23 protein-coding genes and 1 tRNA gene are annotated in these 23,935 nt (G+C 39.3%); 7 read left to right on the plus strand and 17 right to left on the minus strand.

Annotated elements, in window-relative coordinates:
* Positions 1 to 98 precede the first annotated feature (98 nt).
* Positions 99 to 170: transfer RNA gene (locus AACZ73_RS20305), tRNA-Glu, on the minus strand.
* A 189-nt stretch (positions 171 to 359) separates the two neighbouring features.
* Here AACZ73_RS20305 and gap point away from each other — a divergent pair.
* Positions 360 to 1,370 carry a type I glyceraldehyde-3-phosphate dehydrogenase gene (gene gap, locus AACZ73_RS20310; RefSeq protein ID WP_339880670.1) on the plus strand — a complete coding sequence of 337 codons (1,011 nt, stop codon included), beginning with the start codon at positions 360 to 362 and terminating at the stop codon, positions 1,368 to 1,370.
* Positions 1,371 to 1,375: 5 nt separating this feature from the next.
* Here the strand turns inward: gap and AACZ73_RS20315 are convergent, their stop codons facing one another.
* The 4 genes from AACZ73_RS20315 to AACZ73_RS20330 form a co-directional block, all read right to left on the minus strand.
* A complete protein-coding gene (locus tag AACZ73_RS20315; protein WP_339880671.1) occupies positions 1,376 to 2,437 on the minus strand; it encodes a VOC family protein in 1,062 nt (353 codons plus the stop codon).
* A gap of 26 nt (positions 2,438 to 2,463) precedes the next feature.
* Positions 2,464 to 3,201: a TIGR04283 family arsenosugar biosynthesis glycosyltransferase gene (locus tag AACZ73_RS20320; protein WP_339880672.1), complete on the minus strand. Its 738-nt coding sequence runs from the start codon at positions 3,199 to 3,201 to the stop codon at positions 2,464 to 2,466.
* On the minus strand, positions 3,155 to 3,640 hold the full coding sequence (locus AACZ73_RS20325; protein ID WP_339880673.1) for a DUF6134 family protein: 486 nt from the start codon (positions 3,638 to 3,640) through the stop codon (positions 3,155 to 3,157). The genes AACZ73_RS20320 and AACZ73_RS20325 overlap by 47 nt, the downstream gene beginning before the upstream one ends.
* 243 nt (positions 3,641 to 3,883) lie before the next feature.
* A complete protein-coding gene (locus tag AACZ73_RS20330) occupies positions 3,884 to 4,477 on the minus strand; it encodes a TIGR04282 family arsenosugar biosynthesis glycosyltransferase (protein WP_339880674.1) in 594 nt (197 codons plus the stop codon).
* 360 nt (positions 4,478 to 4,837) lie between these two features.
* Here AACZ73_RS20330 and AACZ73_RS20335 point away from each other — a divergent pair, with 360 nt between their 5' ends.
* Positions 4,838 to 5,473 carry a peroxiredoxin gene (locus AACZ73_RS20335; RefSeq protein WP_339880675.1) on the plus strand — a complete coding sequence of 212 codons (636 nt, stop codon included), beginning with the start codon at positions 4,838 to 4,840 and terminating at the stop codon, positions 5,471 to 5,473.
* 68 nt (positions 5,474 to 5,541) lie between these two features.
* Here AACZ73_RS20335 and AACZ73_RS20340 read toward each other — a convergent pair whose 3' ends face one another.
* The 6 genes from AACZ73_RS20340 to AACZ73_RS20365 form a co-directional block, all read right to left on the minus strand.
* Positions 5,542 to 5,826 (minus strand): DUF1330 domain-containing protein, encoded by a 285-nt coding sequence (locus AACZ73_RS20340; protein WP_339880676.1) that lies wholly within the window; start codon positions 5,824 to 5,826, stop codon positions 5,542 to 5,544.
* A gap of 44 nt (positions 5,827 to 5,870) precedes the next feature.
* Positions 5,871 to 7,259, minus strand: a complete 1,389-nt coding sequence (locus AACZ73_RS20345) for a TolC family protein (protein WP_339880677.1) — start codon at positions 7,257 to 7,259, stop codon at positions 5,871 to 5,873.
* On the minus strand, positions 7,256 to 8,611 hold the full coding sequence (locus AACZ73_RS20350) for an HlyD family efflux transporter periplasmic adaptor subunit (RefSeq protein WP_339880678.1): 1,356 nt from the start codon (positions 8,609 to 8,611) through the stop codon (positions 7,256 to 7,258). Before AACZ73_RS20350 ends, AACZ73_RS20345 begins: the two co-directional genes overlap by 4 nt.
* A 4-nt stretch (positions 8,612 to 8,615) precedes the next feature.
* The gene (locus tag AACZ73_RS20355) at positions 8,616 to 10,325 is read right to left on the minus strand and encodes an ATP-binding cassette domain-containing protein (RefSeq protein ID WP_339880679.1); all 1,710 of its coding nucleotides are present in this window, start codon (positions 10,323 to 10,325) and stop codon (positions 8,616 to 8,618) included.
* A complete protein-coding gene (locus tag AACZ73_RS20360; RefSeq protein ID WP_339880680.1) occupies positions 10,318 to 10,995 on the minus strand; it encodes a TetR/AcrR family transcriptional regulator in 678 nt (225 codons plus the stop codon). Before AACZ73_RS20360 ends, AACZ73_RS20355 begins: the two co-directional genes overlap by 8 nt.
* Positions 10,996 to 11,134: 139 nt before the next feature.
* Positions 11,135 to 11,503 (minus strand): MauE/DoxX family redox-associated membrane protein, encoded by a 369-nt coding sequence (locus AACZ73_RS20365; protein WP_339880681.1) that lies wholly within the window; start codon positions 11,501 to 11,503, stop codon positions 11,135 to 11,137.
* A gap of 89 nt (positions 11,504 to 11,592) precedes the next feature.
* On the opposite strand from AACZ73_RS20365, the gene AACZ73_RS20370 reads away from it, so the two are divergent.
* Positions 11,593 to 13,131, plus strand: a complete 1,539-nt coding sequence (locus AACZ73_RS20370) for a BCCT family transporter (RefSeq protein ID WP_339880682.1) — start codon at positions 11,593 to 11,595, stop codon at positions 13,129 to 13,131.
* Here the strand turns inward: AACZ73_RS20370 and AACZ73_RS20375 are convergent.
* The 3 genes from AACZ73_RS20375 to AACZ73_RS20385 are packed head-to-tail and all read right to left on the minus strand — an operon-like array spanning position 13,125 to position 14,285.
* Positions 13,125 to 13,499, minus strand: coding sequence for a DUF983 domain-containing protein (locus AACZ73_RS20375; protein ID WP_339880683.1), 375 nt, complete (start codon positions 13,497 to 13,499; stop codon positions 13,125 to 13,127). The genes AACZ73_RS20370 and AACZ73_RS20375 overlap by 7 nt on opposite strands.
* A 59-nt stretch (positions 13,500 to 13,558) precedes the next feature.
* Positions 13,559 to 13,765, minus strand: a complete 207-nt coding sequence (locus AACZ73_RS20380; RefSeq protein ID WP_339880684.1) for a hypothetical protein — start codon at positions 13,763 to 13,765, stop codon at positions 13,559 to 13,561.
* A 1-nt stretch (position 13,766) separates the two neighbouring features.
* Positions 13,767 to 14,285, minus strand: a complete 519-nt coding sequence (locus tag AACZ73_RS20385; RefSeq protein ID WP_339880685.1) for a DUF4920 domain-containing protein — start codon at positions 14,283 to 14,285, stop codon at positions 13,767 to 13,769.
* 223 nt (positions 14,286 to 14,508) lie between these two features.
* Between AACZ73_RS20385 and serA the strand changes: the two genes are divergently transcribed.
* On the plus strand, positions 14,509 to 16,401 hold the full coding sequence (serA, locus tag AACZ73_RS20390; protein ID WP_339880686.1) for a phosphoglycerate dehydrogenase: 1,893 nt from the start codon (positions 14,509 to 14,511) through the stop codon (positions 16,399 to 16,401).
* 71 nt (positions 16,402 to 16,472) lie between these two features.
* Here the strand turns inward: serA and AACZ73_RS20395 are convergent, their stop codons facing one another.
* From AACZ73_RS20395 to AACZ73_RS20405, 3 genes are all read right to left on the minus strand, one after another.
* Positions 16,473 to 16,919 (minus strand): DUF1572 family protein, encoded by a 447-nt coding sequence (locus tag AACZ73_RS20395; protein WP_339880687.1) that lies wholly within the window; start codon positions 16,917 to 16,919, stop codon positions 16,473 to 16,475.
* Between the two features lie 3 nt (positions 16,920 to 16,922).
* Positions 16,923 to 17,753 (minus strand): N-acetylmuramidase family protein, encoded by an 831-nt coding sequence (locus tag AACZ73_RS20400; protein WP_339880688.1) that lies wholly within the window; start codon positions 17,751 to 17,753, stop codon positions 16,923 to 16,925.
* A gap of 75 nt (positions 17,754 to 17,828) precedes the next feature.
* The gene (locus AACZ73_RS20405) at positions 17,829 to 19,229 is read right to left on the minus strand and encodes a DEAD/DEAH box helicase (protein WP_339880689.1); all 1,401 of its coding nucleotides are present in this window, start codon (positions 19,227 to 19,229) and stop codon (positions 17,829 to 17,831) included.
* Positions 19,230 to 19,432: 203 nt separating this feature from the next.
* Between AACZ73_RS20405 and AACZ73_RS20410 the strand changes: the two genes are divergently transcribed.
* Genes AACZ73_RS20410 through AACZ73_RS20420 form a run of 3 tightly spaced genes read left to right on the plus strand, consistent with a single transcriptional unit; the run spans position 19,433 to position 23,899 of the window.
* Positions 19,433 to 20,512, plus strand: coding sequence for a carboxypeptidase-like regulatory domain-containing protein (locus AACZ73_RS20410; protein WP_339880690.1), 1,080 nt, complete (start codon positions 19,433 to 19,435; stop codon positions 20,510 to 20,512).
* A gap of 6 nt (positions 20,513 to 20,518) precedes the next feature.
* Positions 20,519 to 22,387: a gamma-glutamyltransferase gene (locus AACZ73_RS20415; RefSeq protein ID WP_339880691.1), complete on the plus strand. Its 1,869-nt coding sequence runs from the start codon at positions 20,519 to 20,521 to the stop codon at positions 22,385 to 22,387.
* A 57-nt stretch (positions 22,388 to 22,444) separates the two neighbouring features.
* Entirely contained in the window at positions 22,445 to 23,899 is a 1,455-nt protein-coding gene (locus AACZ73_RS20420) for an amidohydrolase (protein ID WP_339880692.1), read from the plus strand.
* The last annotated feature ends 36 nt before the right edge of the window (positions 23,900 to 23,935 follow it).

A 23,935-nucleotide genomic window follows, 5' to 3' on the forward strand; every position in this document is an offset into this window, starting at 1 on the left:
ACCCGTGTTTCATCCGTGAAAGGGACGTGTCCTAACCCCTAGACGAACCGACCATAATCAATAAAAATTCACAACTTCCTGAAATTCAGGCGACAATGTAGTCGGTACGGGAATCGAACCCGTGTTTCATCCGTGAAAGGGACGTGTCCTAACCCCTAGACGAACCGACCATTAAAACCCCAGAAAACGTGCTTTTCTGAATGGTTGTGCAAATATAGAGGGTTAAGTTTTTAAAACCAATCTGACTTCGAAAATTTCTTCTGATTTAAGTTAAAAAGCTGAGTCCAAAGGAATAAAATTTTCTTGGAAAGGTTTGTTGTCAATTTTCCTATTTTTGATTTCGAATTTGAAGACTATACATGGAATCAACCAAAGATATTAGGATAGCAATAAACGGCTTTGGACGAATAGGAAGATACACTGCCAAATTGATCTTGGAAAATAAAGGGTTAAAGCTGGTGGCCATTAATGACTTGGCTGATCAGTCAGCGATAGCCCACCTATTGAAATACGATTCCATCCACGGGAAATCTGAAAGTAAAATAGAACTTCAGGATTCAATTTTGATGGTAAACAACCAGGAAATTCAACTCTTTGGAAAATCAGATCCAGAAAAATTACCATGGGAGACTTTGGATATTGATTTAGTGATCGAGTGTACGGGAAGATTTACTGATCGGACTGGAGCAGAAAAGCATCTCACAGCTGGCGCGAAAAAAGTTATTATATCTGCACCTTCACTTGACCCAACTATTAAAATGGTGGTGTTGGGAGTCAATGATTCTATTTTAACTGGGGAAGAAAGAATAGTTTCAAATGCTTCCTGTACCACCAACTGCCTAGCTCCTATGGTGAAAGTGTTGAATGATAATTTCGGCATAGTAAAAGGCTTCGCTTCAACTGTGCATTCCTACACCAATGATCAAAACCTCCATGATGCGCCGCACCGTGACCTTCGAAGAGCTCGAGCAGCCGCGTATTCTATTATTCCTACGACCACCAATGCCGGAAAAGCATTGGATTTAGTATTACCGGAATTAGCTGGAAAGATTGAAGCCTCTGCAATGAGAGTGCCCGTACCTGACGGATCATTGACAGATATGATCGTTGAGCTGGATCAGGATGTCACAGCAGAGCTAATTAATGAAGCATTTAGGGATGCTTCTGAAGGTTATTTAAAGGGTTTTCTGGAAGTGGAAGATTCCCCTATCGTGTCCATAGATATTATTGGCAATACGCATTCTTGTATCATAGATTCTGCCTTAACTTCTGCCAAAGGAAATATGATCAAATTGGTAGGGTGGTATGATAACGAAGCGGGCTATGCCAACCGTTTGGTAGACCTAGCCCGCTTCATTTCCAGAAATTGATTACATCAAGCCTTTACTCGATTGAGCGATAGCAGTTTTACGATAAAGTTTGGAAGGTTTTTGGTATTGTCTCTTTTATGTAAGTTCAAATACCAGCCTAATTTCTCCATTATAGGGACTTTGAATGTTTCAACCATTTCTATCCATGTACCATCAGGATCTTCTAAGTAGGAGAATCTCCCTGCTGCTTTCCCCATGTCAAATTCGTTTCCGCTATCTACAGTGAGGTTTATGCCATCTTTCGCAAGTTTTTCTTTGATGGCTTCCATACCATTTACATCAAAACAAACATGGATAAATCCTAAATCACCCCAGTTTCTATTTTCAAATACTTTATTTCTTGGCTGACTTTTAGTTTCTATAAGTTCTATCTGAGTCTGACAAAACAACTTGCCAAAAGCGCCAGTCATTACAGATGAGCCCTGAAGAATTGCTCTTCTGTATTCTGAGTTTCCTTCTCCTACCTGAGAAAAGTCTTCCCAAACACCGGTTTTATCAAAAAGAATTTTGTTTTGCATCAAATGCTTTTGGTAGGTAGGCAAAGCCGCATCCACAGAAGACACTCCAATCACTACACCCAAGACTCCACCGGTGAGGTCTTTGCTTTTATTAAACCAAGAATCATTTTCTATCACTTCGAAAATATTCCCGTAAGGATCTTTTATATAAAAATGCCATATCCCTAAAGGATTTTTCACAGGCTCACCCAGCATAGTTGCACCTACACTTTTCACATGATCGTAGGTTTTCTGAATATCATGGCAACGCATTTTCACAGCCAAAATCCCTAAATCTTTCCAACTTAATTCCTGCTCAGATGCGAGAGGTTCTTTGGAAGTATACTGCCAAATCTCAAAACCACCACCACCTTGCATATTCAACGCGAGGATAGCATGTCTGCTTTCCACTTTCCCTGAAGTATAACAAGTCATTAATTTAGCCTCAGCACTATCCTGAAAGATAGGCACATCCATCTTAAATGCCTTTCTATACCAAGCCCACGCCTGGTTTGCATCTTTTACTCCAATACCTACTTGCTGGATGCCATTAATTGTCGCTTGATTCATTCAACTACTGTTATTCTGCTATATGTTTACTTTAAAAGATTTAAATATAGACTTTTGATTGAAGCTGGTTTAACTTTTAACAAAAAAAGACAAAAAGCTACCGAATTAGCCAACTGAACTTTCAACCAGCTGTTTTCGCGATACTTTCGATCAGAAACCAAAATGTTTTGCTGAACGACATGAAAATCAGTTTTTTGACGGATTCTTCTTACTAAATCAAAGTCCTCCATAACCACATAAGATTCGTCAAATTCTCCCAGAGAGAAAAATTGATTTTTGTCAATAAATAAACTTTGGTCTCCCCCGCCGGCAAATACTCCATTGAATCTAGTAAACCAGGAATTAATTTTCAGCATACTTTTATCCGAATCAAACCTATATCTAAAGCATCCGGGAGACTTTCCTGCTTGATGGCAATTCCTTATAATCTGAGCAAAATTGGATACAGGTCGTGTGTCTGCATGAATGAAATAAAGAATATCACCGTTAGCTGATCTAGCGCCAAGATTTAGTTGAGATGCTCTATTGGTAATGGACGAATGTATCAGTAAAGCCCCAAATGAAGATGCTATAGCTTTGGAATCATCCTCAGATCCTCCATCAACCACAATAACCTCCGAAAAATTTTCATCACTATTTTTAAGAAGATAAGGAATCAGTTCCTTCAAATTCTCAGCCTCATTCAGGCATGGAATTATTACAGAAATTTTGACTGGCTTAATCAATCCTTCGCTTGATCGAATAGTTTTTGATATTGTTTTCAAGTACCACTTTTTGCAAAACTCCGCCTTCATAGTAGAAGCGATTCATACTGCCGTTTACTTCGATCTCGTATACACCCTTTTCGATTTCACGTACAGTGGTTGGCATACCGAAATTTTCGGAAATTATAATGTCTCCGGCCTTTGGCTCGTGGAAATACAGTCTTGCAGTGCTTCCCTTAATCACTTGGTTAATGGGTTCTTCATTATGAAATTTGTAAGAATTGGCATCCACATCATAATGATCCTTATTCCATACAACAGTGGTTACGAAGTTTCCTCTATTAGAATCTGAATTCGTGTTCGCTTTCATCAATTGCCCTTTTTCATAGTGTGCTTTCTGTAAAAATTCAACATGGATTTTCCCGAAAAACCAAAATTCTACATTACTATGTAGTTGATAATCTTCCCCATTTGAAGCAGTGGTTTTGTCAGCTTTCATGCTGCCTATGGTAAATCCGGCAAGTACAATATCATAATTGTTCGTTTGGGTTTGACTAAAGCATTCCAGACCAAATCCAACGAATAGGAAAAAAATAAGTAAAACTAAACTAGACGGCTTACAAGCTTTTTGCAACATAGGGCATAATCAGTTTTTAAAACGGGAGCAAATTCCGGTGTATGAATTGAGAAGTAAGATCGGAGGATTACACTTAATTCCCCAATTATTGTAGAAACATTAAGATTAAAGTTTATGCTTAAACTTGTTCCAATCCTCTTCAAAATCAACATCGGAAAGCACGGGAAGGAGTGCAAAAGAAATCTCATCTTGAGTCAGATACTCCTTGGTTAAAGCTAAAACTTGATCCGTGCTCCATGGTATACCTTTGAACAATTTGGGAATAAATGAGCGCATTCCAAGCAGATAATAGCCTCCGTCTTGTGCTGGACCAATCACCACTTCATTTGTCATTAGTAATTCAAATGCTTCCGATATCAATTCTGAGGTAATCTCTGCACAATCCGTTCCTATTATCACTAATCTTTCATACCCCTCATCAAATAACATTTGAAAAGCGTTTCTCATCTTATCACCCAAATCTGATCCCGACTGAAGTTCGAATCTATAATCTTTCAAATATTTAGATTCATTTTGCTCGAGATGATTGGAAAAGAAAAGTATCTTTTGAGCGCTGCTTTGAGCAACTACATCATGAGTATATTGAATCAAAAGATGATAGGCCTCTAATGCAGCATGATCACCAATAGTGGCTGCAAGTCTAGTTTTCACTTGACCTAAAGCTGCGTTTTTTTGAAAAATCAATATTCCTTCTTTCATCTTGTAGTAACTGGTTTTTTAGAATTATCTGTATAACTCTTTGGAAAAATCCAGGATATTAAGCCTCACTAATGCACTGATTCAATCAAACCATTTTTTTAAACCCAAACCTTTCAGAATATGGTTTCTCCCCTTATCCTGCTTTGCAATAATGTATAAATACTACCAGATCCTGGGAAGTTTTTACATGAGTTGACATTTATATTTACGAAGTAAATGCATAAGTCGGACTTATAAATTCTTTTTTTAAATGGGTTGAAGATGGTTAAATATTTCACAAAGATTTTGAAAAGACGAACTGAAAAAATGACTGAGCGTTATAATCATGTATTGAAAAATAACTTTTAAACAATAAACAAAATGGCATTACGACTAGGCGACACGGCCCCAAATTTTACGGCCGACACCACAGAAGGAAAAATTGATTTTTACGAGTATTTGGGAGATGGATGGGGAATTCTGTTCTCTCATCCTGCCGATTATACTCCAGTATGTACCACAGAACTTGGTGCAGTTGCAAAACTGAAGGAAGAATTCGCAAAGCGAAATACTAAAGTAATGGCGCTAAGCGTAGATGGACTGGAAAATCATAAAGGCTGGATCTCAGATATCAATGAAACTCAAGGCACTGAAGTCAACTTTCCAATTATTGCTGACCATGACCGTAAGATCGCTGATCTTTATGATATGATCCACCCAAATTCCAACGAGAATTTTACAGTGAGATCTGTTTTTGTGATCGGTTCTGATAAGAAAATCAAATTGATGATTACTTATCCAGCAAGTACTGGAAGGAATTTTGAGGAATTGCTCAGAGTAATAGATTCCTTGCAGTTGACCGCAAATTATTCGGTGGCTACTCCAGCCAACTGGAAACAAGGAGAAGATGTAGTAGTATCATCTGGTATTAAGACAGAGGATATTCCTGCTAAATTCCCAAAAGGACACAAGGTGATCAAGCCTTATTTGAGAACTACTCCTCAGCCAGATTTATAATCTACTGATATTCAATATAAAAAGGCTTCCATTCGGAAGCCTTTTTTCATTATCTATTGAGCAAAAAATCACGATTCTATCAATATAAAATTAGCTTTTGCAGCACCTTCTCTGACAGATTTGGCGTGCTGATATCCATCGGAGTTATACCAAGCTTCCGCTTTTTCTTTGGTAGGAAACTCTAACATTACTAGGCGTTCATGATTCCACTCCCCTTCCAATACTTTCACCGGATTTCCTCTCAAAACAAACTTTCCTTCAAAAGGCAAAATTGTCGCTGGAGTCAATTTCTTATATGAATTATATTTCTCAGAATCTGTAATATCAATTTCCACTATAACAAATGCAGGCATAAAATCGGGTTTTGGTTATTAATCAACTTTCGCAAATATCAGAATCATTCAAATCCCACACCAGCAGCAAATCGGGTTTTAGCATAGGAAATTTTACGTTTGGAAAGTAATTCATTCAGCGTAACCTTGGAATTAAATACAGAAACTTCCCTGGTGTTAACCAAAAACAAACTGCTCTCTCCAATCTCAAACCTTCTTACTTCTCCCTGTAGAAGCATTTCCAAAGCGGCGACATTTGCAGAATATGTATTGATCTGAGAATTTACTGCAATCCAGGAATTGATCTCATTTTCCAGCTTTGTCCTTAGCTGAAGCTCCTTCAGTTTTCTGGAATTTTCCTTGAGGTCAATTTTAGCTTCAGCCAGTCGCATTCCTCCCCTAGCCTTTCTCCACATCAGGGGAGTGTAGATGGAGAGTCCCCATTTATAGTTGTTTTCGAAAAATCCTGCTTGATCTAACTGGTTAAATTCTTCCGAAAGAAAATTGTATTTCAACTTCACTACAGGAATAATTGATTGGGCTTTTAATCTTCTATCCACATCCAGGCTAGCTATTTCATAATCTGCCAGCATAAGTTGGGGATGATTTGCTACCAAAACCCGCAATTCTTCCTGATTTATGAATAATGGCTCATCTGAATAAAGCCTTTCAGGAATAGTTTGTAAATCCAATGCTATTGGATTACCTGATTCATCCCAAAGGAAATTATTTAATTCCTGAGTTCTGGTGAAGAGTTCATTTTCAGCTTTCTGAAGATTGTATACTCTGCTTAGCAATTGTGTAGCTGCCTCTACAGTATCTATTGCTGGAAAATCTCCCTGTTCATAACTGATTTTAACAGCTTGAAATCTTGTTTCAGCAAGCTCGACTCCTTCTTCCTGTAACGCTTTATTGGCATAGGCAAGAGACCAATTCCAATAAGCATCAGAAGCTTGCAGGTATAATTCATTCAACAAGCTTTTCCGTTCTGATTCCGTGGATTGTTGATAGATCTGAGCCTTTCTCAAACCTGCTCTTCTATCATCCAGGATTAATCCCTGCCCAAGATTAACTGATGCTCCTGCTGAAAACAATCCTCCTGAAGGAACGGAATTTTCAGGATTCAGATATTGACCTGTATTCTGCTCAAATACACCATTCAATTCTACTCCTGCCCACGTGGGAATCGATATACCGGCCTCCCGCTTATCGTAATAGGTATATTCATCATAGCTTTTCTTGTCGAGATTTCCATACAGAAGAGGATCAAATTCACCTCTTGCAGTGCGCACTTCCATGTCGCCCATAGTCAGCATAATTTCAGCTTGGGCGGAAAGTGGATGGTATGATTTCACCCAAACCAGAAATGTGTCAAATGTTAAAGTATCATTAATCTGAGCATGAAGATTAATGGTACCGATTAAGAGAAAGAAAGTGATTAGTAGTTTCTTCATTTCTTAACTTCTTCTAATTGGTCCTTTTGCTTTCGGGTGTAATAGTCCGCTGGGAATCCATTCAGTTGACGCCATATCTCGTACCACACAGGTACATCGTTAAGAAGCGCAATACCATCTGCTCCTGATCCTACACGCAATACTTCCGGCCAAGCTTCCTCTTCAGTATCCTCTGCTACCAATACTCTGTATTGATTGGTTGTACCAGCAAACTTATCGATTGCCACGATCACTCCTCCGAATGTACCGTTGGACAGTTTCGGCCAACCTGAAAAGACGATTGCTGGCCATCCGTCGAAAATGAAGCGTACCTTTTTCCCTACGGCCATTAAAGGTAAATCCACCGGAGACACATACATCTCCACGGCTTTCTCTCCGTTGGAAGGAACAATATTCACGATCTGATCACCTTCTTTAATAGTCTCTCCCAAACCTACCTGGATAGCCTCGGCAATGTAGCCATCCTGTGGTGCCAATATGTGTCTAAATCCTCTTCTTGCTTCATAATTTGAATACTGATTTTCAAGTTTTGAAGCAGAACCTTCCGCATCATATTGACTGGATTGCGCCGTATACATATCCGATTCTGCCTTGGCCAATTTATCCTTGAAATCATTGTCAATAGCATCCAGCTCCAGCTGTGCAGAAATGAAGGAATTCCTACTGCTTAATAAACTGTTTTCAGCTGCTATTACGCTTGCCTGTACTTCTTGAAACTTCAATCGTCTGGTCTCCAGATCTGTCAGAGATCGCAGACCTTCCTCATACAGTTTCTCCGCTCTTCCAAGCTGCTTAAGACCAATTTCATAATTCACTTTAGCTTGCTCATATCGAATACTGTCAGACTCTACCATCAAATCGGCCATTTCAAGTTTATTTCTGCCTTGCTCTTTTCTCAAAATGTTATTTCTTTTCAAGGCTGCTATCTGGCTATCCAAAGCCTTTACTTTTTCCTTGTAAGAAAGTGCGGAGAGATTTTTGGCATTTACTTGCAGCTGTGTTCTTGGTAGTAGTAAGGAGTCAAAATATTCGTCTTTCACTTCAGAGATACTCACAATTGTATCTCCCTTTGTTACGAAAGCCCCTTCATTCACATACCATTTCTCAATTCTTCCGGCAATTACAGAGTGTATAGTCTGAGCCCGGTGCTCAGGTTGTAGCATGGTCACATATCCTTTCGAACGGATGTATTGAGTCCATGGAAGAAATAACATGAGAAAGACCACACAGCAAGACACAAAAAGGATTCTTACTCTTCTCTTTTTTTCCTCACTTGCTGCTGTCATTTTAAGACTTTCTGAATGCTCAAAAGGCCTCCTATCTTTGATTTTGTTTTCAGAGATGTTTAACATGATCTTACGAGTTTAGGTCCAAAAAATGCTTATATCCTGATTGATTTCCTAAGTAAACGATATGGCCTTCATCCATCACTATAACCTGGTCGGCTTGGCTAATAACCTCCTGATCCTGTGTTACCATTACCAGGGTCCAATTTCCCTCAAATAAATACTTCATCACTCTAGCCTTCACCTCTTTGTCGATATGATCTAGCGCATTTTCCAATATGAGTGCCTTAGGCTCCCCTACGAGAGCTCTGGCCAACATAATTGACTGAGCCAACTTTCTGGACAATCCTCTTCCTTCAGGGAGAAGTATGGTCTCCATATCATCTGGGAGATGATAGATGAATTCTTTTAAACCAACCAATTCGATTATATGCTGAACTTGCTTTTCATCAACATTGCGTCCCAATAAGATATTTTCTGAAATACTTCCATGAAAAATCTGCTGCAATTCCATGCAGTCACCGACGACAGTTCTGTATTTATCCAGATTTATCATCTCCAGGCTAAGGTCATTTACCTTAATCTTTCCTTGATAGTTCTCATATAGCCCGGACAAAAGCGCTAGCATGGCACTTTTACCACTTCCACTTTTGCCAGTTATTACTGCTTTTGAGCCAGGTTCTATGGTCAGACTGACTCCTTTTAAAATGGGAATGGTAACATCTCTGGGATGGAAAATAACATTTTCCATAGCAAGTTTGATCCCTGCATTCTGTGCGGTAACATCCTTTTCGGATTCGTTGATTCCCTCCAGTTCCATATCCATGATGTGCCCAAGTTTCTCAGATGCTACGAGCGTATCATACACTGTTTCAAGAGAAATGATCAACTTTTCTACTGCATTGACCACCATAACAATGATTACCTCCGCAGCCACGAATTGACCAATACTGATTTGCTCGTTAATCAAAAGTAAACTACCCGCTATCAAGAGGCTGCTCACTATCAAAACCTTGAACCCTATGAGAACTTTGTACTGGAATACTAATACAGAAAAGTGATGTGTTCTGAATTCCACGTAGCTCTTCAGGAGTTTATCCACGCGCAGAATTGGCAATTTAGAATTGCCGCCAACTAGTTTAAATGTATTGAGAGTTCTTCCGATTTCCTCTAGCCAATAAGCTGTCTCGTATTTATAGGTCGACTCTTTCATTGCCGTAGCCATACCCTTTGGACTGGTGAAATAGAATATGGTCAATAAAATAAGTACCAGAACTATCCCGAACAATATGAAGGTTGCATGGTAAAATGATAACAATATCAGTCCAAAAACTACCTGAATCAGCGCTGTGGAATATTCTACTAAAATTTTTGAAACCCCCTTTTGAAGATTCACGGTATCAAAAAAACGGTTGACTACCTCCGGCGCATATTTTCCATGAAACAGTTCCGACTTGATTTTCGGAAGTCGGTAGGCCAAAGAAAGTCCGGATTTGGCGAAGATTCTCTGCTGTAGTTTCTCTGTGATCTGTAACTGAGAAATCTGGAGAAAACCACCAAATGCTATACCTGCAGCTACAATGAGTACAAGGACAACCCATGATGTTGTAATTCTTCCACCGAGCACAAAATTCAAAATTGCCTGAATGCCCAAGGGCAGCGATAGTGCCACAAGACCATTCAATATGGCGTAAAAATAGATGGAATAGACTTGGTCTTTTTCCTCTTTTAACAGGCCAAAAAACCGCTTTAGAGGTGTAATTGTCTTTATATCATTCATTGGTAATAGCCTTTACAATTAAATCTTCGAAAAAGACCAGACGATTTTCTGAGTCTAAAGATTGCTCAGTCATTCCTGGTAAATGCTTGGCGTTAAAAGCATGGAGTAAACTCGACTCCATCACTGTGTAGGCCAAGGTTTTAGGATAAGGGTAAGATGGGTTTATTTCAAAAATTAGTTCGGAAATCCGCTCACCAAAATTATATACCTGAGCGAAAATTCCACTTTCATGTTCTATATCTACAGTCTTGGTCAAATATCCTTTAAGTGATTCATTAACAACAATATTTCTTAGATCTGCAGGGTTGATATGAATATTTTTAGTAAAAACAGGGCCATTCACAAGTAGTTTCATCGCTATGGAAAGGCGTTCATTACTACTTTCAAGGTTTGCCGTAGCGTATACGTAATTTACTTCCATCCACGCCCAATACCAGGCAGTAAGATAGAGCAGCAGCATATGCTTATTTTCGAAATAACGATAAACTGCAGCTTCTGTTACCCCTATGTCCATAGCAAGTTTCTTAAAAGTAAAGTGCTCCATACCCAAACTTTGGATTAGGATGGCGCCCTTTTGGACGATAGAACTGCCCAAATCTGAACTGAATGGTTCCTTCAAATAGAGATTATCGTGCACCTCCATCTTCATATTGCTCAATAGATTATCCATAGAAAAGCTTTGTGATCTTCCTAGAAACGCCAAAAAAAGAAAAAAGTTAAGAAAACTATCGAATAGTTAGTATTACTAACAAATTCACGAATACTAAAGATTTGGTATTATGAAAATGTTCACAAATTATATTTTGCGTCTATACAGATATGCCCATCCTATCAGGTACTGGATGAATAATCAACAGTCTAACCCATCCCGTCCAAGGCGGCAAACATATACTTTCATCTATACAAGAATCTACTTGGACGAAATAAATATGCACCGGAAGGAAGGCAATAAGCATCGCGATAATTCCCCACGCTGAATAAACTCTGCTCACTCGAAAATGTAAGCCCAATCCCAAAACTATTTCAGCTATTCCAGCTAAAATATTCATTAATTCATGGGCTGGAATATATGGAGGTATAATTTTCAGGTAATTATCCGGTCGAAGGAAATGGTTTAATCCAGCCAACATATATAATGTGGCCATCAGATGTAAGGAAACTTTATAAAGTTTATTCATGTCCTTTAAGCTATCGAATTTTAAACTGTTAGGAAAAGTAACTAAATAAGATTTTTGGGCTTCCATAAAATCAGGTATCTTAATTTCATATGAAGAGCAAATCCGTTTTTTTTCAATTCAATATCCGCACTTGGGTATTTTGGCCACCGTTTATACTCTTAATAGTTGCAGTAGTGACCAGCATTTTTTTTCCGGAATCATTTATTGAGTCAATCAGAAATATCCAACAAAGTATACTTAGAAATTTTTCCATTGGCTTTAGTTGGGTTTCTTTTGCGATGACCTTATTGGTGATTACCGCCTTTTTTTCCCCTCTTGGAAATTATAAGATTGGTGGACCTTCATCCGTACCAAGGCTGAATAGAATAAGCTGGTTCGCTATCGTATTATGCACAACCATTGCCGTGGGAATCTTGTTTTGGGGAAGTGCAGAACCTCTGTCCCACTTCCTCTTCCCTCCAGATTTTAAAGGTTTTGAACCAAATTCAGAGAAAGCTAAATCATTTGCTTTAGGTGCTTTATATTTTCACTGGGGATTTACACCTTATGCCATTTATGCTTTACCAGCGTTAGTTTTTGCCCTGATGTATTATTCAGGTAAGAATAGATTCAGTCTTGGCATCATGCTGAGCCCCGTGATTGGTAATTCACCACACAGGTTTTGGGAGACTGGATTGGACATGTTGAGCTTATTTGCATTAGTCACGGGAATGGCCGCTGCCCTTGGTGCAGGTATTCTAAGCCTTTCTGGAGGATTTCTGGCTTTTTTTCCTGATTTCAATCCAACTTTTCTTACTGCTCTGGTCACATTGGGAATTCTGATCACATTCATTATTTCGGCATCTACAGGTATAGAGAAAGGTATAAAAAACCTGTCCCTATTCAACTTGAGCTTCTTTTTTCTGATTGCGATTCTCTTTGTGATCTTCGGCGATAAGTCGAAAATAGGAAATTCTGTTTTTACAGGATTCAGAGAATACTTTTCAAATTTCACTGATCTAAGCTTGCAGCTAAGCGGAGCAGGTAATAGTTGGACGTACGATTGGTCCACATTCAATTTTGCTATGTGGATGGCTTGGGCTCCGATGACAGCCCTGTTTCTAGGGAAAATAGCCATAGGAAGAACAGTCCGGGAATTCCTATTGGTTAACTGGTTTCTTCCTGCACTTTTTTGTCTGATCTGGATGGGAATCTTTGGGGGAACTACTCTCGACTTTGCATCTGCCGATTCTCAGGTTTACAAGAACCTCTTTGAAAATTCCGGTCCAGAATCAATCATTTACAAAGTATTTGAGGACATGGGGTATTTCAAACTATTTGCTCAGCTTTTCATCCTTGGGATTTTTATATCATATGTGACCGCTGCTGATTCTAGCACAGATGCTTTGGCAAGTATCAGTATGAAAAAACAGGATGCTGATCCCTTTCGCTCTGATACCAATCTTAAAGTAATTTGGGGAGCGTTGATAGGCTTTTTGTCTTGGACTATGATAACTTATTCTGGTATCGATGGAGTCCGTATACTGTCGGTTATCGGGGGATTACCGGCGTTGTTTTTTTTATTGCTGGTTTCAATTTGTCTTATGATGATTATTTTATCACCTAAGAAATATCTAAAAAATCAGTAACCTCTATATTTCAACTTACCTACATTGTATAAGTACAGAACTTTGGAATAGCGAAGCATTAATGGTAATAAAATTACGTTTGATACTGCTACCGTGGTTAGGTACATCCAAAGCTCAGGTCTTTCCATTAACACATTCAAAGCAACCATCGTAGCTATAACCAAAGCAACAGAAAAAGCATAACTCACATACATTGCTCCGTAGAAAAAATCAGGTTCTGCATGAAAATTAGCTCCACAAACGGAGCATGATTTATTGACATCTGATAATTTTCGGTAACTATTTACAGGCACAGAGAATAAATCCCCTTCATGACACTGAGGGCATTTCGCTCCTAAAATTGCTTTAGCTGTATTTTTATTACTCATTCTAATAATGTCTTACCCTGCTGATATTGAAGAAATATATTTGACTTAAAGAAAAACTGCTATCGAAATATTTCATCGATATCATAGTCTTTTCCTATTCCCCATTGTAATAGTTCCTCTATGGTATAAAGTTCCAGCGTATCGAGATCCTTTACTTTAAAGTTTGCACCTCTCAACCGGGCAATAATCTCCAACTTCCTGACCTCGCCCATATTCACGAGTTGATATTTTCTGCCTACACGCAGGTTATCAAGAGCTATCGGCATATTACGCTTTGTCTTGAATTTTCACTCCCACCGCCTCAAATGTAATCTCACGCTTAGGCTCTGTAATCTTCTCCACATCCTCCTTACTCATTCCTCCGTCCTCAGCGTAATGTCTAAGTGTTTCCACATCCGTTTCCGTCAAAATCGCGACTCCATCCAAAATCACAGGATATCCCTGAGAAGTCGTAGGCACAAAAAATTCATAATCTTTAAATGTAACGCGCATCGTTTCTCCATTGGGAAGATCCATTGTTAGCCAACAGCCCTTTTTGGTACAAACTTCCTTTATCTCTCCGGTGATTTTTCCTTCAAAATTCCCATCCTTTTCTATTATTGAAATCATCTGAGAAGGAGAAACTACACCATCTGGTTCTACCATAGCGCCGTAGTTTCCGGGAATGGTATCCGTAACAGCTTCGGTTGAAGCTTTCTCATGATCTACTGAATCAGTCTTTTGATTTTGACAAGCTGCGCAAAATGCTACTGCTAAAGTGAGTATAACTGCATAGGATTTTTTCATAGCTCTTTATATTTCTTCCCAAAAATACGTGTAAGAATCATAGAGTAAAAGCAATGTGTGAATCTTTGGCAAACTAATCCTAATTCGAAATTCCCGTCTATTTCGGCTGTTAATTGCAAAAAGATCGATTGCGAAAAAGAATTGAAACAATTCTTTCAATAAAACTTCAATTTTTTTAACAATCCTGTAATTTTGCAACCTAATTAACCTATTGACCCTGCACATGCCTCATCCGACCAAGTTTATTATTGATTTTGACAGTACATTCACTCAAGTTGAAGCCCTCGATATTCTCGGCGAAATCAGCTTACTGAACGATCCCGAGCGGGAGACAAAACTTAAAGCGATCAAGGATATCACCGACAAGGGAATGGAAGGCAATTTAACCTTCCGTGACAGCCTAATTCAACGAATAGCTATCCTAAAGGCAAACAAATCCCAAATTGCTGACTTAATCGCTGCCTTGAAGAAAAAAGTTTCAAAATCATTTGAGCGTAACAAAGAATTTCTTCAGGACAATTCTTCAAACATTTACATAGTTTCCAATGGTTTTAAGGATTTTATCATTCCTATAGTAGCGGATTATGGCATCCTTCAAGACAATGTTTTCGCAAATGAATTTGTGTACGACGATGCAGATAATATCATAGATTTCAATCGTGAAAATCCACTTTCGCAGAATAACGGTAAAGCGGAAACTATTAAAAAAATCAATCTGGAAGGTGAAATATATGTTATCGGAGATGGTTATACTGATTATGAAATCAAAAAATCCGGCTTGGCAAATAAGTTTTATGCATTTACTGAAAATGTAAACCGTCCAAAAGTAACCAGAGAGGCTGACCATATTGCGCCAAGTCTGGATGAAATCCTATACGTCAACAACTTGAATACGAAATTCTCTTATCCAAAAAGCAGAATCAAGGTATTACTCCTTGAAAATGTCCACCAAATCGGTGTTGAGCTACTCAAAGAAGAAGGCTATGAAGTAGAAGTAATTAGCTCAGCGATGTCCGAGGAAGAACTCTGCGAAAAAATCAAAAATGTATCCATCATCGGCATTCGCTCCAAAACTAACATTACCCGTAAAGTATTGGAAAATGCAAACCGGTTGATTGCTGTAGGTGCATTTTGTATCGGAACCAATCAGATCGATTTGGAAGCGTGCCAGGAAAAAGGTATAGCTGTTTTCAATGCGCCTTTCAGCAATACTAGATCTGTCGTGGAAATGGCCATTGCTGAAATCATCTTTCTGATGAGAAATTTTGCTGATAAGACTGTATCCATGCACGATAGCAAATGGGATAAGTCCGCATCGGGAAGTTTTGAAATCAGAGGAAAAAAATTGGGTATCATCGGCTATGGTAATATTGGCGCTCAGCTATCAGTTCTCGCTGAAAGCATGGGACTCAATGTGTTCTATTACGATGTGATCGAGAAATTAGCTTTGGGAAATGCTACTAAGGTAGATTCCTTGGATGAGCTATTAAGCACTTGTGATATTATTTCACTTCACGTAGATGGTAGAAAGGACAATAAAAATATCCTGAGCAGAGAAAAAATCGAATTGATGAAGCCTGGCTCCTACCTCCTCAATCTCAGCCGTGGTCATGTGGTGGAAATCCCAGCTCTTCGTGACGCCATTCTTTCAGGTCGAATAGCGGGTTGTGCAGTGGATGTATTTCCAGAGGAACCCAAAAACAATACTGAGCCGTTTGTATCTGAGTTGATTGGTCTACCAAATACCATTTTGACTCCTCATATTGGAGGTAGCACATTGGAAGCACAGGAAAATATTGCAAGGTTTGTTCCTGGAAAAATCATGGAGTATATCAATACGGGCAATACCTACAACTCAGTAAATTTCCCAAATATTCAACTGCCATTTCTTCAAAATGCACATAGGCTTATCCATATTCACCAGAATGAGCCCGGAGTTCTGGCTAAGATTAATCAGATTCTTGCAAACTTTAAAATTAATATCGTAGGTCAATATCTTAAGACAAATGAGAAAATCGGATATGTCATTACAGATATTGACAAAGCATATTCCAGTGAGGCAATCGATACCCTAAAACATATTCCGGGCACGATTCGCTTTAGAGTTCTTTACTAGGATTGAAAGTTTCCTAAACTATAAAAAGTCCCGTATATGTGGGACTTTTTACTTTAAAAGCTTTTCTACCTCTAAATATCAAGTAATCTTCTGTGGTAATTCACCTGTCCTAAATGATAACTGAAATGACCAAATAAGTGAATCAAAAAGAAACTATAACTCATTTTATAACCAAATACCTCCAGCGGGTAATCTTTTTGAAGCATGTTTTCATCTAAACCTTCTAGACTTGCTATCACAATGTTTTGAAGTTTTTCTATGCTAGCGACCAACTCTGATCTGGGGACATCCTTCCCTGCAAATTCAAACTCACGATCCCTAATGTAGTCGAAGCCTCCAATTTCTTTCCCTACGAAATGAGACATATTACCAACCAAATGCAGACAAAGGTTTCCCGCCGAGTTAGTGATATTATGTGCCACTTTCCACAAATTTTCCTCTTTTGAATAGGAGTTGATTTCCAGTTTCAATTTCTCTGTATCACGCTCAAAAAGTCGTATGAATTCATTAAGCACCATAAATTATTTTTGTGTTGAAAATTTTAAATACGCCTTAGCCAACTTTTCGTCATATTTATTCTTGGCATATCCGGCACCGTTATAACATTTCGCAAATTTTGACCAGCTCTTATTCTGCAAATGGACCAAACAACGATTTTTCAATATATAACGACCGAATGCCTCCAAATGATCTCTTTCATGCTTATTCATTTCAGCCACAAACTGTTGAACTGATGAATATCCTAAGGATACGGCATGGAAGCCCATTACCTGATAACTTCCCCAAGATGCCGAAGCTAATGCTGCCTCACGGAATTTAGGATCGGAAGAAATTGTAGCTGCCTTCTCCAGGCGTTCATATTCTTTAGGACCTCCCAAATAGTTTTTGTGGGTAGCATCCTTATATAAAACAGTTTGGTTGGATGAATTGGCAAACTCATCTGGCTTTATAGATCTTGAGATCAGTTCCTTCCAAAAGACATGGCCTTCAAATAGTATCTTTGGTCTGCCATCAACCAAAAAACCTTTTCCAGAACTTTCTACTTCATTCACAGCTTTTACAGCTGCCAATTCCACTTGATATTTATCAGCAAAATCAATAAGGTCTTCCTCGCTAAGGAACTTATCACCTAAAGAGTTGGCTGGCTTAGTTTTGTCAAATAACAACGTCCAGGTTTTCACTCCCACCTCACCATCTACCACAAGCTGATTTTTCTTCTGGAAATCTTTTACGGCAGTTTCCGTTTCAATTCCAAAATAGCCTGATGAAGGTATTTCATATCCAATTTTTGCCAATAGCTCCTGTAAAAATGCCACGGACGAGCCCCTCGACTTGAGTCTTATGTATTGCATCACTAATAGGTTTAAAAATAAAAAGTACTTCAATTTAATTGAAGTACTTGAAATTATCAACCACATTTAGATCAATCAATCCGGGTCTATGACATTTTTTCTAGCACCGAATTTACTTGGCTTTTGATCTTTAGCGTCTGGGGAAACCTTAGGTTTTGCGGGCTTTTTTACCTCCTCTGGTTTAGCTTGAACTACCTCTTTATTCTCCGTGGTGGCTTTTGAATTTTCTCTTTTTGGAAAAGGCTTTCTTTTACCACTAGAGTTCGACTTTTTGTTTTTACTGAATCCTGATTTTTTGTTTGAACCTTTTTCAGACCTGCCTTTTTGGGCCGATCCAGTGTATATTGGGCCCTCCTCAAATCCTTCAGGAAGTGTGTTTTGGGTGATTTTCATCCCAATCAACTTTTCAATATTGTCAAATTTATATTGATCCTTAGGGTTTACGAAAGTTATAGCTTCTCCTTTTGCATCCGCACGGGCAGTTCGTCCGACTCTGTGAACATAATCTTCCGGGTCAGAAGGCGTATCGTAGTTGATCACCAATTCTATCCCTACTACATCAATACCACGAGAGATAATATCTGTTCCGATTAGGATTTTAACAGATTTATTTTTGAAGGCAGACATAATCTTCTCACGCTCTACCTGCTCTAGGTCTGAGTGAAAAGCTTCGATTTCAAATTGCTTTCTTAATACTTTAAAAAGCGACTTTACCTTATCCTTGGTAGAAGCAAATATGATGACTGCTTCATAAGCTTTCTGAGAAAGAATATTTCTGACCAATTCCTCTTTCTGCGTATCATATACAGAATACATAGATTGCGTCACTCCCTCAGCAGTCTTGCCAATGGCTATCGAAATTTCTGCAGGATTATTCAAAAATTTCATACTGAACTGCCGGATTTTAGGAGGCATAGTAGCAGAGAACAGTACTGTTTGTCTATCCTTTGGGAGGTAATTGACAATCTTCAGAATATCATCTGAAAATCCCATATCCATCATTCGGTCGGCTTCATCCAGAATCAAATGCTCCAACGTAGAAAGATTGATTTTTCCTCCAGCGAGGAGAGCAATAAGACGACCTGGAGTGGCAACAATAATTTCGGCACCCGTTTCCAATGCCTTCTTCTGTTGCTCCCAGACTATTCCGTCTCCCCCTCCATAAATGGGAATAGAGCTTATTCCTAAGAAATAAGCAAAACCTTGTATTTGCTGATCGATCTGAATAGCAAGTTCACGTGTAGGCGCAAGAATAAGAGTATTAAGCGTACTCGACCCTTGTTTGCTAATCTTATTTAAAATGGGAAGTATAAATGCCGCTGTCTTACCGGTACCCGTCTGGGCACAAGCGATGAGATCCTTATTTTCCATTATGACCGGAATGGCCATTTCCTGGATTGGAGTTGGTTTTTCAAAACCCATTGCGTCCAGTCCTTCCTGAAGCGAGGTTTCGAAATTAAATGATGAGAAGTCCAAAATGAGGTGAGTGAAGAATTGTAAAAAGCAGACGAGACTTTTTCGTCTTGCCAAATATAGCCCCTAATTGTACAGAAACACAAATAGTTGGATTTTAAGAATGTAGTAAAATCACCATTTTGTCAATTCAAGGCAATTCGGACTGGTTTCAATCCATCTTTTAAGTTATATTTCATTCACATCGAATAAATCCATTCTGTTTTATGCTTAAAAACCTTACTCGAACATCTTTCTGCTATTTTTTCGTAGTATTTTTTAGCAATATTAATTATTCATCTGCCCAGACATTTGAGCTTAAGGGAAGGATACTTGACGCGGAAACTCAGGAATTTGTGGACGGAGCCAGTGTCACTTTGAAAGGAACAGCTTTCGGAAGTCTCTCCACAGGAGGAGGTTATTTTAACTTCGAAAATATATCTAAAGAGAAATACACCCTAGCCATTAACTATGAGGGCTATACTACCTACGAACAGCCGATAGATCTAAAAAAAGACTTGGATTTAGGATCAATTTATCTCGTAAAAAAAGGGGCATCAGGAACTGGGGCCGCGCTACAGCAGACAATCAGGGCGACTAATATTACCCGCTTATTCAATGAAAGGCCAAATATGATTGGGGGAAACATGATTTATGGTATTCCTCCGGAAGCCACAAAAGTGGAAGGCAACAACTATTTGGATAGTAAATGGAATACTGCTTCCCTCCTCTTATACAGAGATCAAAAACTGCTGGAAGGCTACAGAGTCCGGTTTAACATCACTTCAAATCTCTTTGAGGTGATAGCGCCTGAAAGTTCCCAGGTAACTACCATGCCAGGGCTCCGTGTCCAAAATTTAGTTTGGGTTGACTCTATGTATATGGTTCCTAGGTATTTTGTAAATGGAATGGATTTTCTGGATGAGGGATCGCCAATTTCAGGTTTTTTTGAAATTTTAGTAGATGGGGAATTACCACTGATGAGAAGAACGATGGCGATTTTCAAAGAATCTAACTACAATACCGCTTTGATGATGGGAAATAGAAATCACCAAATTATTAAGCGAAATATATATTATTATCTCGTAGGGAAAGATGTGATAGAAGTGCCTTCAAACCGGAAAAAGCTATTTGCCATTTTTGGTGATAAAGAGGAAGAAATGAAAGAGTATGTGAATTCCAACGAACTTTCGATAAAAGACCCAAGTACGCTTTTTAAGCTTTTTACGCACTACAATTCCCAATATCCAAATTTTAAACCCATCATGACCCAACTTTTGGAAGACAATCAAAGAAAAACTTACTGATTACTAATGAAGATAATTTATTCAATTGCCCTTTGCCTCATCACCCTATATGTACACGGCCAAGGACTCCCGGGTTTAGGAGCAGGAACTACTCCAAACAACAAACCAATTTTACATGGCAAGAACTGGGTAGCCATCACAGGAAAGCCACTTGGAGCAACCGCGGGTGCTGCTATTTTTCAGCAGGGAGGAAATGCTGTCGATGCAGCTTGCGCTATGATCGCTGCAAGTTCTACCATGTGGGATGTTTTGTCATGGGGTGGAGAAACACAGGCTTTAATCTATAATCCCCACACAAAAAAAGTAATTGCCATCAATGCGCTAGGTTATGCACCTTCGGGTGCCACAGTGGAATTTTACAAATCACAGGGAATGGACTACCCCCCACAATATGGACCATTGGCGGCTACTACTCCAGGCACTCCTGGAGGAATCATGACTATGCTGGCAGAATATGGCACTATGAGCCTAGAGCAAATTCTGCAACCTTCCTTACAACTCGCCCAGGGATATGCGATCGAAGCGCAGACAGCAAATGCTATGGAAGCTCAAAAGGAAAGAATCAAGGAATGGCCTTATTCCAAAAAAATATTTCTGCCGCATCTCGGAGAAGAGAGAGAAGCTCCTGAAGCAGGTGAAATCTTTGTTCAGGAAGATTTATACCAAATGCTATCTAAATTGGTAGCTACTGAAAAAGAAGCATTGGCATCTGGGAAATCCAGAAAAGAAGCTATTTATGCTGCCTATGATAGATTTTACAAAGGTGATATTGCAAAAGAAATAGTCAGGGGTACCAGAGAGCAAGGTGGGCTTTTTACAGAAGCTGACTTAGCCAATTGGAAGGTGAAAATCGAAGAACCTCTGCATGTGAATTACAAAGGAATAGATGTATATAAACTTCAGGAGTGGACGCAAGGTCCCGCTTTACTTCAGTCACTCAATATTTTAGAGAATTTTGATCTCAAGTCTATGGGATATAATTCTTCAAACTATATCCATACTGTGTACCAAGCCATGAGTTTAGCTTTTGCTGACAGGGATTTTTATTATGGAGACCCTGCCTATGTGGATTCTCCAATAGAAGGCCTGCTTTCCAAAGAATATGCTAAAGAGCGTGCTAAACTGATAGGCGAAGTAAATGATCCAAAAATTGCTGCTGGCGATCCTTATCCTTTTCAAGGGGGGGATAATCCTTACTTAGATATTTTAAGGAAAAATAATGAGGCTATCTCCTCACTTTCACCTGACCAAATTAACAGCATATTAGATGAGCAGTTTATAGCTGACTTTCAAAGTGGAACCACTTCAGTAGAAACTGCGGATGCGGAAGGCTGGGTAGTTTCGGTTACTCCTAGCGGCGGATGGATTCCTGCTGTAGTGGCTGGTAATACAGGTGTGGGACTATCCCAGCGTATGCAAAGTTTTGTTTTGGATGAAAATATTAGCCCCTACAATCTTCCTGAGCCTGGTAAAAGACCCAGAGTTACACTCACCCCAAGTTTAGCTATGAAAGACGGCAAGCCTTTATTGGCGTTCGCAGTGCAGGGAGGGGATTCTCAGGATCAAAATCTGTTGCAGCTTTTTCTGAATATTGTAGAATTCGATATGGATGTTCAGGAAGCTACCGAAGCACCTAATTTTAATTCTTATCAGATGCAGAGTTCCTTTGGCGATCATGAGATCCGTCCTGGGGCAATAGTTATGAGAGACGATACACCAGAGTGGATTCGTAAATCTTTAGCGCAAAGAGGCTATCATCTGGAATTCTGGAATAAAACTTCCGGTCCCATTAATGCCATCTGGTTTGACTGGAAACATGGAAGTTTCTGGGGAGGAAGTAGTGATTACGGAGACGATTACGGCATTGCCTGGTAAGTTATTTTTACCCAAACTAACCTTATTTTAAAACATCAACTATTCAATCCTAACACAGTGAACAAAAACTATTTAAATCTATTATTAATACCCACACTACTGGCGACCGGAGCTGTTTATGCACAGAAAAAAAATAAGCCCGACCCACTCAAAGCCGAAGTGGTACAATCCATAGATTCCCGATTTGAAGACTTAACCGACCTAAGTGACAAAATCTGGTCGTTTGAGGAAATCGCTTTTCAGGAAATCCAGTCAGCTGCAGCCCTCTCGGATTATGCTGAGAGCCTAGGCTTCAAAGTCACACGTGGCGTAGCGGAAATTCCAACAGCTTTTGTTGCAGAATACGGATCAGGATCACCTATCATAGGAATTCTAGGCGAATTTGATGCCTTGCCTGGACTATCGCAAAACACAGTTCCTACCAAAAGTCCTTTGCATGATGGAGCTCCAGGTCATGGTTGCGGTCACAATCTTTTTGGAGTGGCATCACTGGGTGCAGCCGCTACCATTAAAGATTTGATTGAGGAAGGCAAGATCAAAGGGACAGTTCGCTTTTATGGCACACCTGCAGAAGAGAAGTTCTTTGGCAAACTATGGATGATCAGGGCAGGTCTCTTCGAGGATGTGGATGTGATGATGGATTGGCACCCTGCTGCCGAGACCAAAGCTGCAGTTCAGAAAGGTCTTGCATTAGTTGATTTTCAGGTAGAGTTCTATGGTCAGGCTGCACATGCTTCCGCTGATCCTTGGAATGGTAGAAGTGCATCTGATGCTTTGGAGCTATATACTAATGGAATTAATTACTACCGTGAGCATATCAAACCAACAGTAAGAATTCATTACCACATACAGGACGCAGGTCAGGTAGTCAATGTAGTCCCGGATTACAGCAGAATATGGGTAAGGGTAAGAGATTCCAGTCGTGAAGGATTGATGCCAGTGTATGAACGTGTGCAGGAAATGGCCGAAGGAGCAGCTATTCTAGCCAATGTGGACTATAAAGTCAGCCTTATCTCAGGCATTCATGAGGTGTTAGTGAACAGAACTGGTTCAGCTGCATTGCAAAAAAATCTGGAAACTTTGGGAGCTATCTCTTATACGGAAGAGGAACAGGTTTTTGCTAAAAAGATTCAGGAAAGCACTGGAAAGCCGCAGATTGGTTTAGTCTCTAAAATTGAACCTATGGAGGAAACAGAAGAACATTCCATGGGTGGATCTACTGACGTTGGAGATGTCAGCTATGTAGTTCCCACCATTAGATTAAGTGCAACAACTGCACCTAATGGAACGCCATGGCATTCGTGGGCAGTGGTAGCTTCCGGTGGAATGTCCATAGGTCATAAAGGAATGGCTTATGCAGCTAAAGCCCTATCTATGACTATGGTAGATCTATTTCAAAATGAAGAGTTGGTCACAAACGTGAAAGCTGAATTCAAGGAGAAAAAGGGAGATTACGTATACAAAGGTATTATTCCTGATGGCCCGCCACCCATCAATTCAAATTTGCAATAGACAGCAACTCTTTTATAAGATGCCATTCTTAAATTT

The sequence above is a fragment of the uncultured Algoriphagus sp. genome, from assembly GCF_963974835.1.
In the GTDB taxonomy this organism is placed as follows: Bacteria; Bacteroidota; Bacteroidia; order Cytophagales; family Cyclobacteriaceae; genus Algoriphagus.

Bases quoted from the DNA above. Each gene is read 5' to 3' on its own strand.
- gap (WP_339880670.1), top strand. From the start codon at position 360: ATGGAATCAACCAAAGATATTAGGATAGCAATAAACGGCTTTGGACGA.
- AACZ73_RS20315 (WP_339880671.1), bottom strand. From the start codon at position 2,437: ATGAATCAAGCGACAATTAATGGCATCCAGCAAGTAGGTATTGGAGTA.
- AACZ73_RS20325 (WP_339880673.1), bottom strand. From the start codon at position 3,640: ATGAAAGCTGACAAAACCACTGCTTCAAATGGGGAAGATTATCAACTA.
- AACZ73_RS20330 (WP_339880674.1), bottom strand. From the start codon at position 4,477: ATGAAAGAAGGAATATTGATTTTTCAAAAAAACGCAGCTTTAGGTCAA.
- AACZ73_RS20335 (WP_339880675.1), top strand. From the start codon at position 4,838: ATGGCATTACGACTAGGCGACACGGCCCCAAATTTTACGGCCGACACC.
- AACZ73_RS20340 (WP_339880676.1), bottom strand. From the start codon at position 5,826: ATGCCTGCATTTGTTATAGTGGAAATTGATATTACAGATTCTGAGAAA.
- AACZ73_RS20345 (WP_339880677.1), bottom strand. From the start codon at position 7,259: ATGAAGAAACTACTAATCACTTTCTTTCTCTTAATCGGTACCATTAAT.
- AACZ73_RS20350 (WP_339880678.1), bottom strand. From the start codon at position 8,611: ATGTTAAACATCTCTGAAAACAAAATCAAAGATAGGAGGCCTTTTGAG.
- AACZ73_RS20355 (WP_339880679.1), bottom strand. From the start codon at position 10,325: ATGAATGATATAAAGACAATTACACCTCTAAAGCGGTTTTTTGGCCTG.
- AACZ73_RS20360 (WP_339880680.1), bottom strand. From the start codon at position 10,995: ATGGATAATCTATTGAGCAATATGAAGATGGAGGTGCACGATAATCTC.
- AACZ73_RS20365 (WP_339880681.1), bottom strand. From the start codon at position 11,503: ATGAATAAACTTTATAAAGTTTCCTTACATCTGATGGCCACATTATAT.
- AACZ73_RS20370 (WP_339880682.1), top strand. From the start codon at position 11,593: ATGAAGAGCAAATCCGTTTTTTTTCAATTCAATATCCGCACTTGGGTA.
- AACZ73_RS20375 (WP_339880683.1), bottom strand. From the start codon at position 13,499: ATGAGTAATAAAAATACAGCTAAAGCAATTTTAGGAGCGAAATGCCCT.
- AACZ73_RS20380 (WP_339880684.1), bottom strand. From the start codon at position 13,765: ATGCCGATAGCTCTTGATAACCTGCGTGTAGGCAGAAAATATCAACTC.
- AACZ73_RS20385 (WP_339880685.1), bottom strand. From the start codon at position 14,285: ATGAAAAAATCCTATGCAGTTATACTCACTTTAGCAGTAGCATTTTGC.
- serA (WP_339880686.1), top strand. From the start codon at position 14,509: ATGCCTCATCCGACCAAGTTTATTATTGATTTTGACAGTACATTCACT.
- AACZ73_RS20395 (WP_339880687.1), bottom strand. From the start codon at position 16,919: ATGGTGCTTAATGAATTCATACGACTTTTTGAGCGTGATACAGAGAAA.
- AACZ73_RS20400 (WP_339880688.1), bottom strand. From the start codon at position 17,753: ATGCAATACATAAGACTCAAGTCGAGGGGCTCGTCCGTGGCATTTTTA.
- AACZ73_RS20410 (WP_339880690.1), top strand. From the start codon at position 19,433: ATGCTTAAAAACCTTACTCGAACATCTTTCTGCTATTTTTTCGTAGTA.
- AACZ73_RS20415 (WP_339880691.1), top strand. From the start codon at position 20,519: ATGAAGATAATTTATTCAATTGCCCTTTGCCTCATCACCCTATATGTA.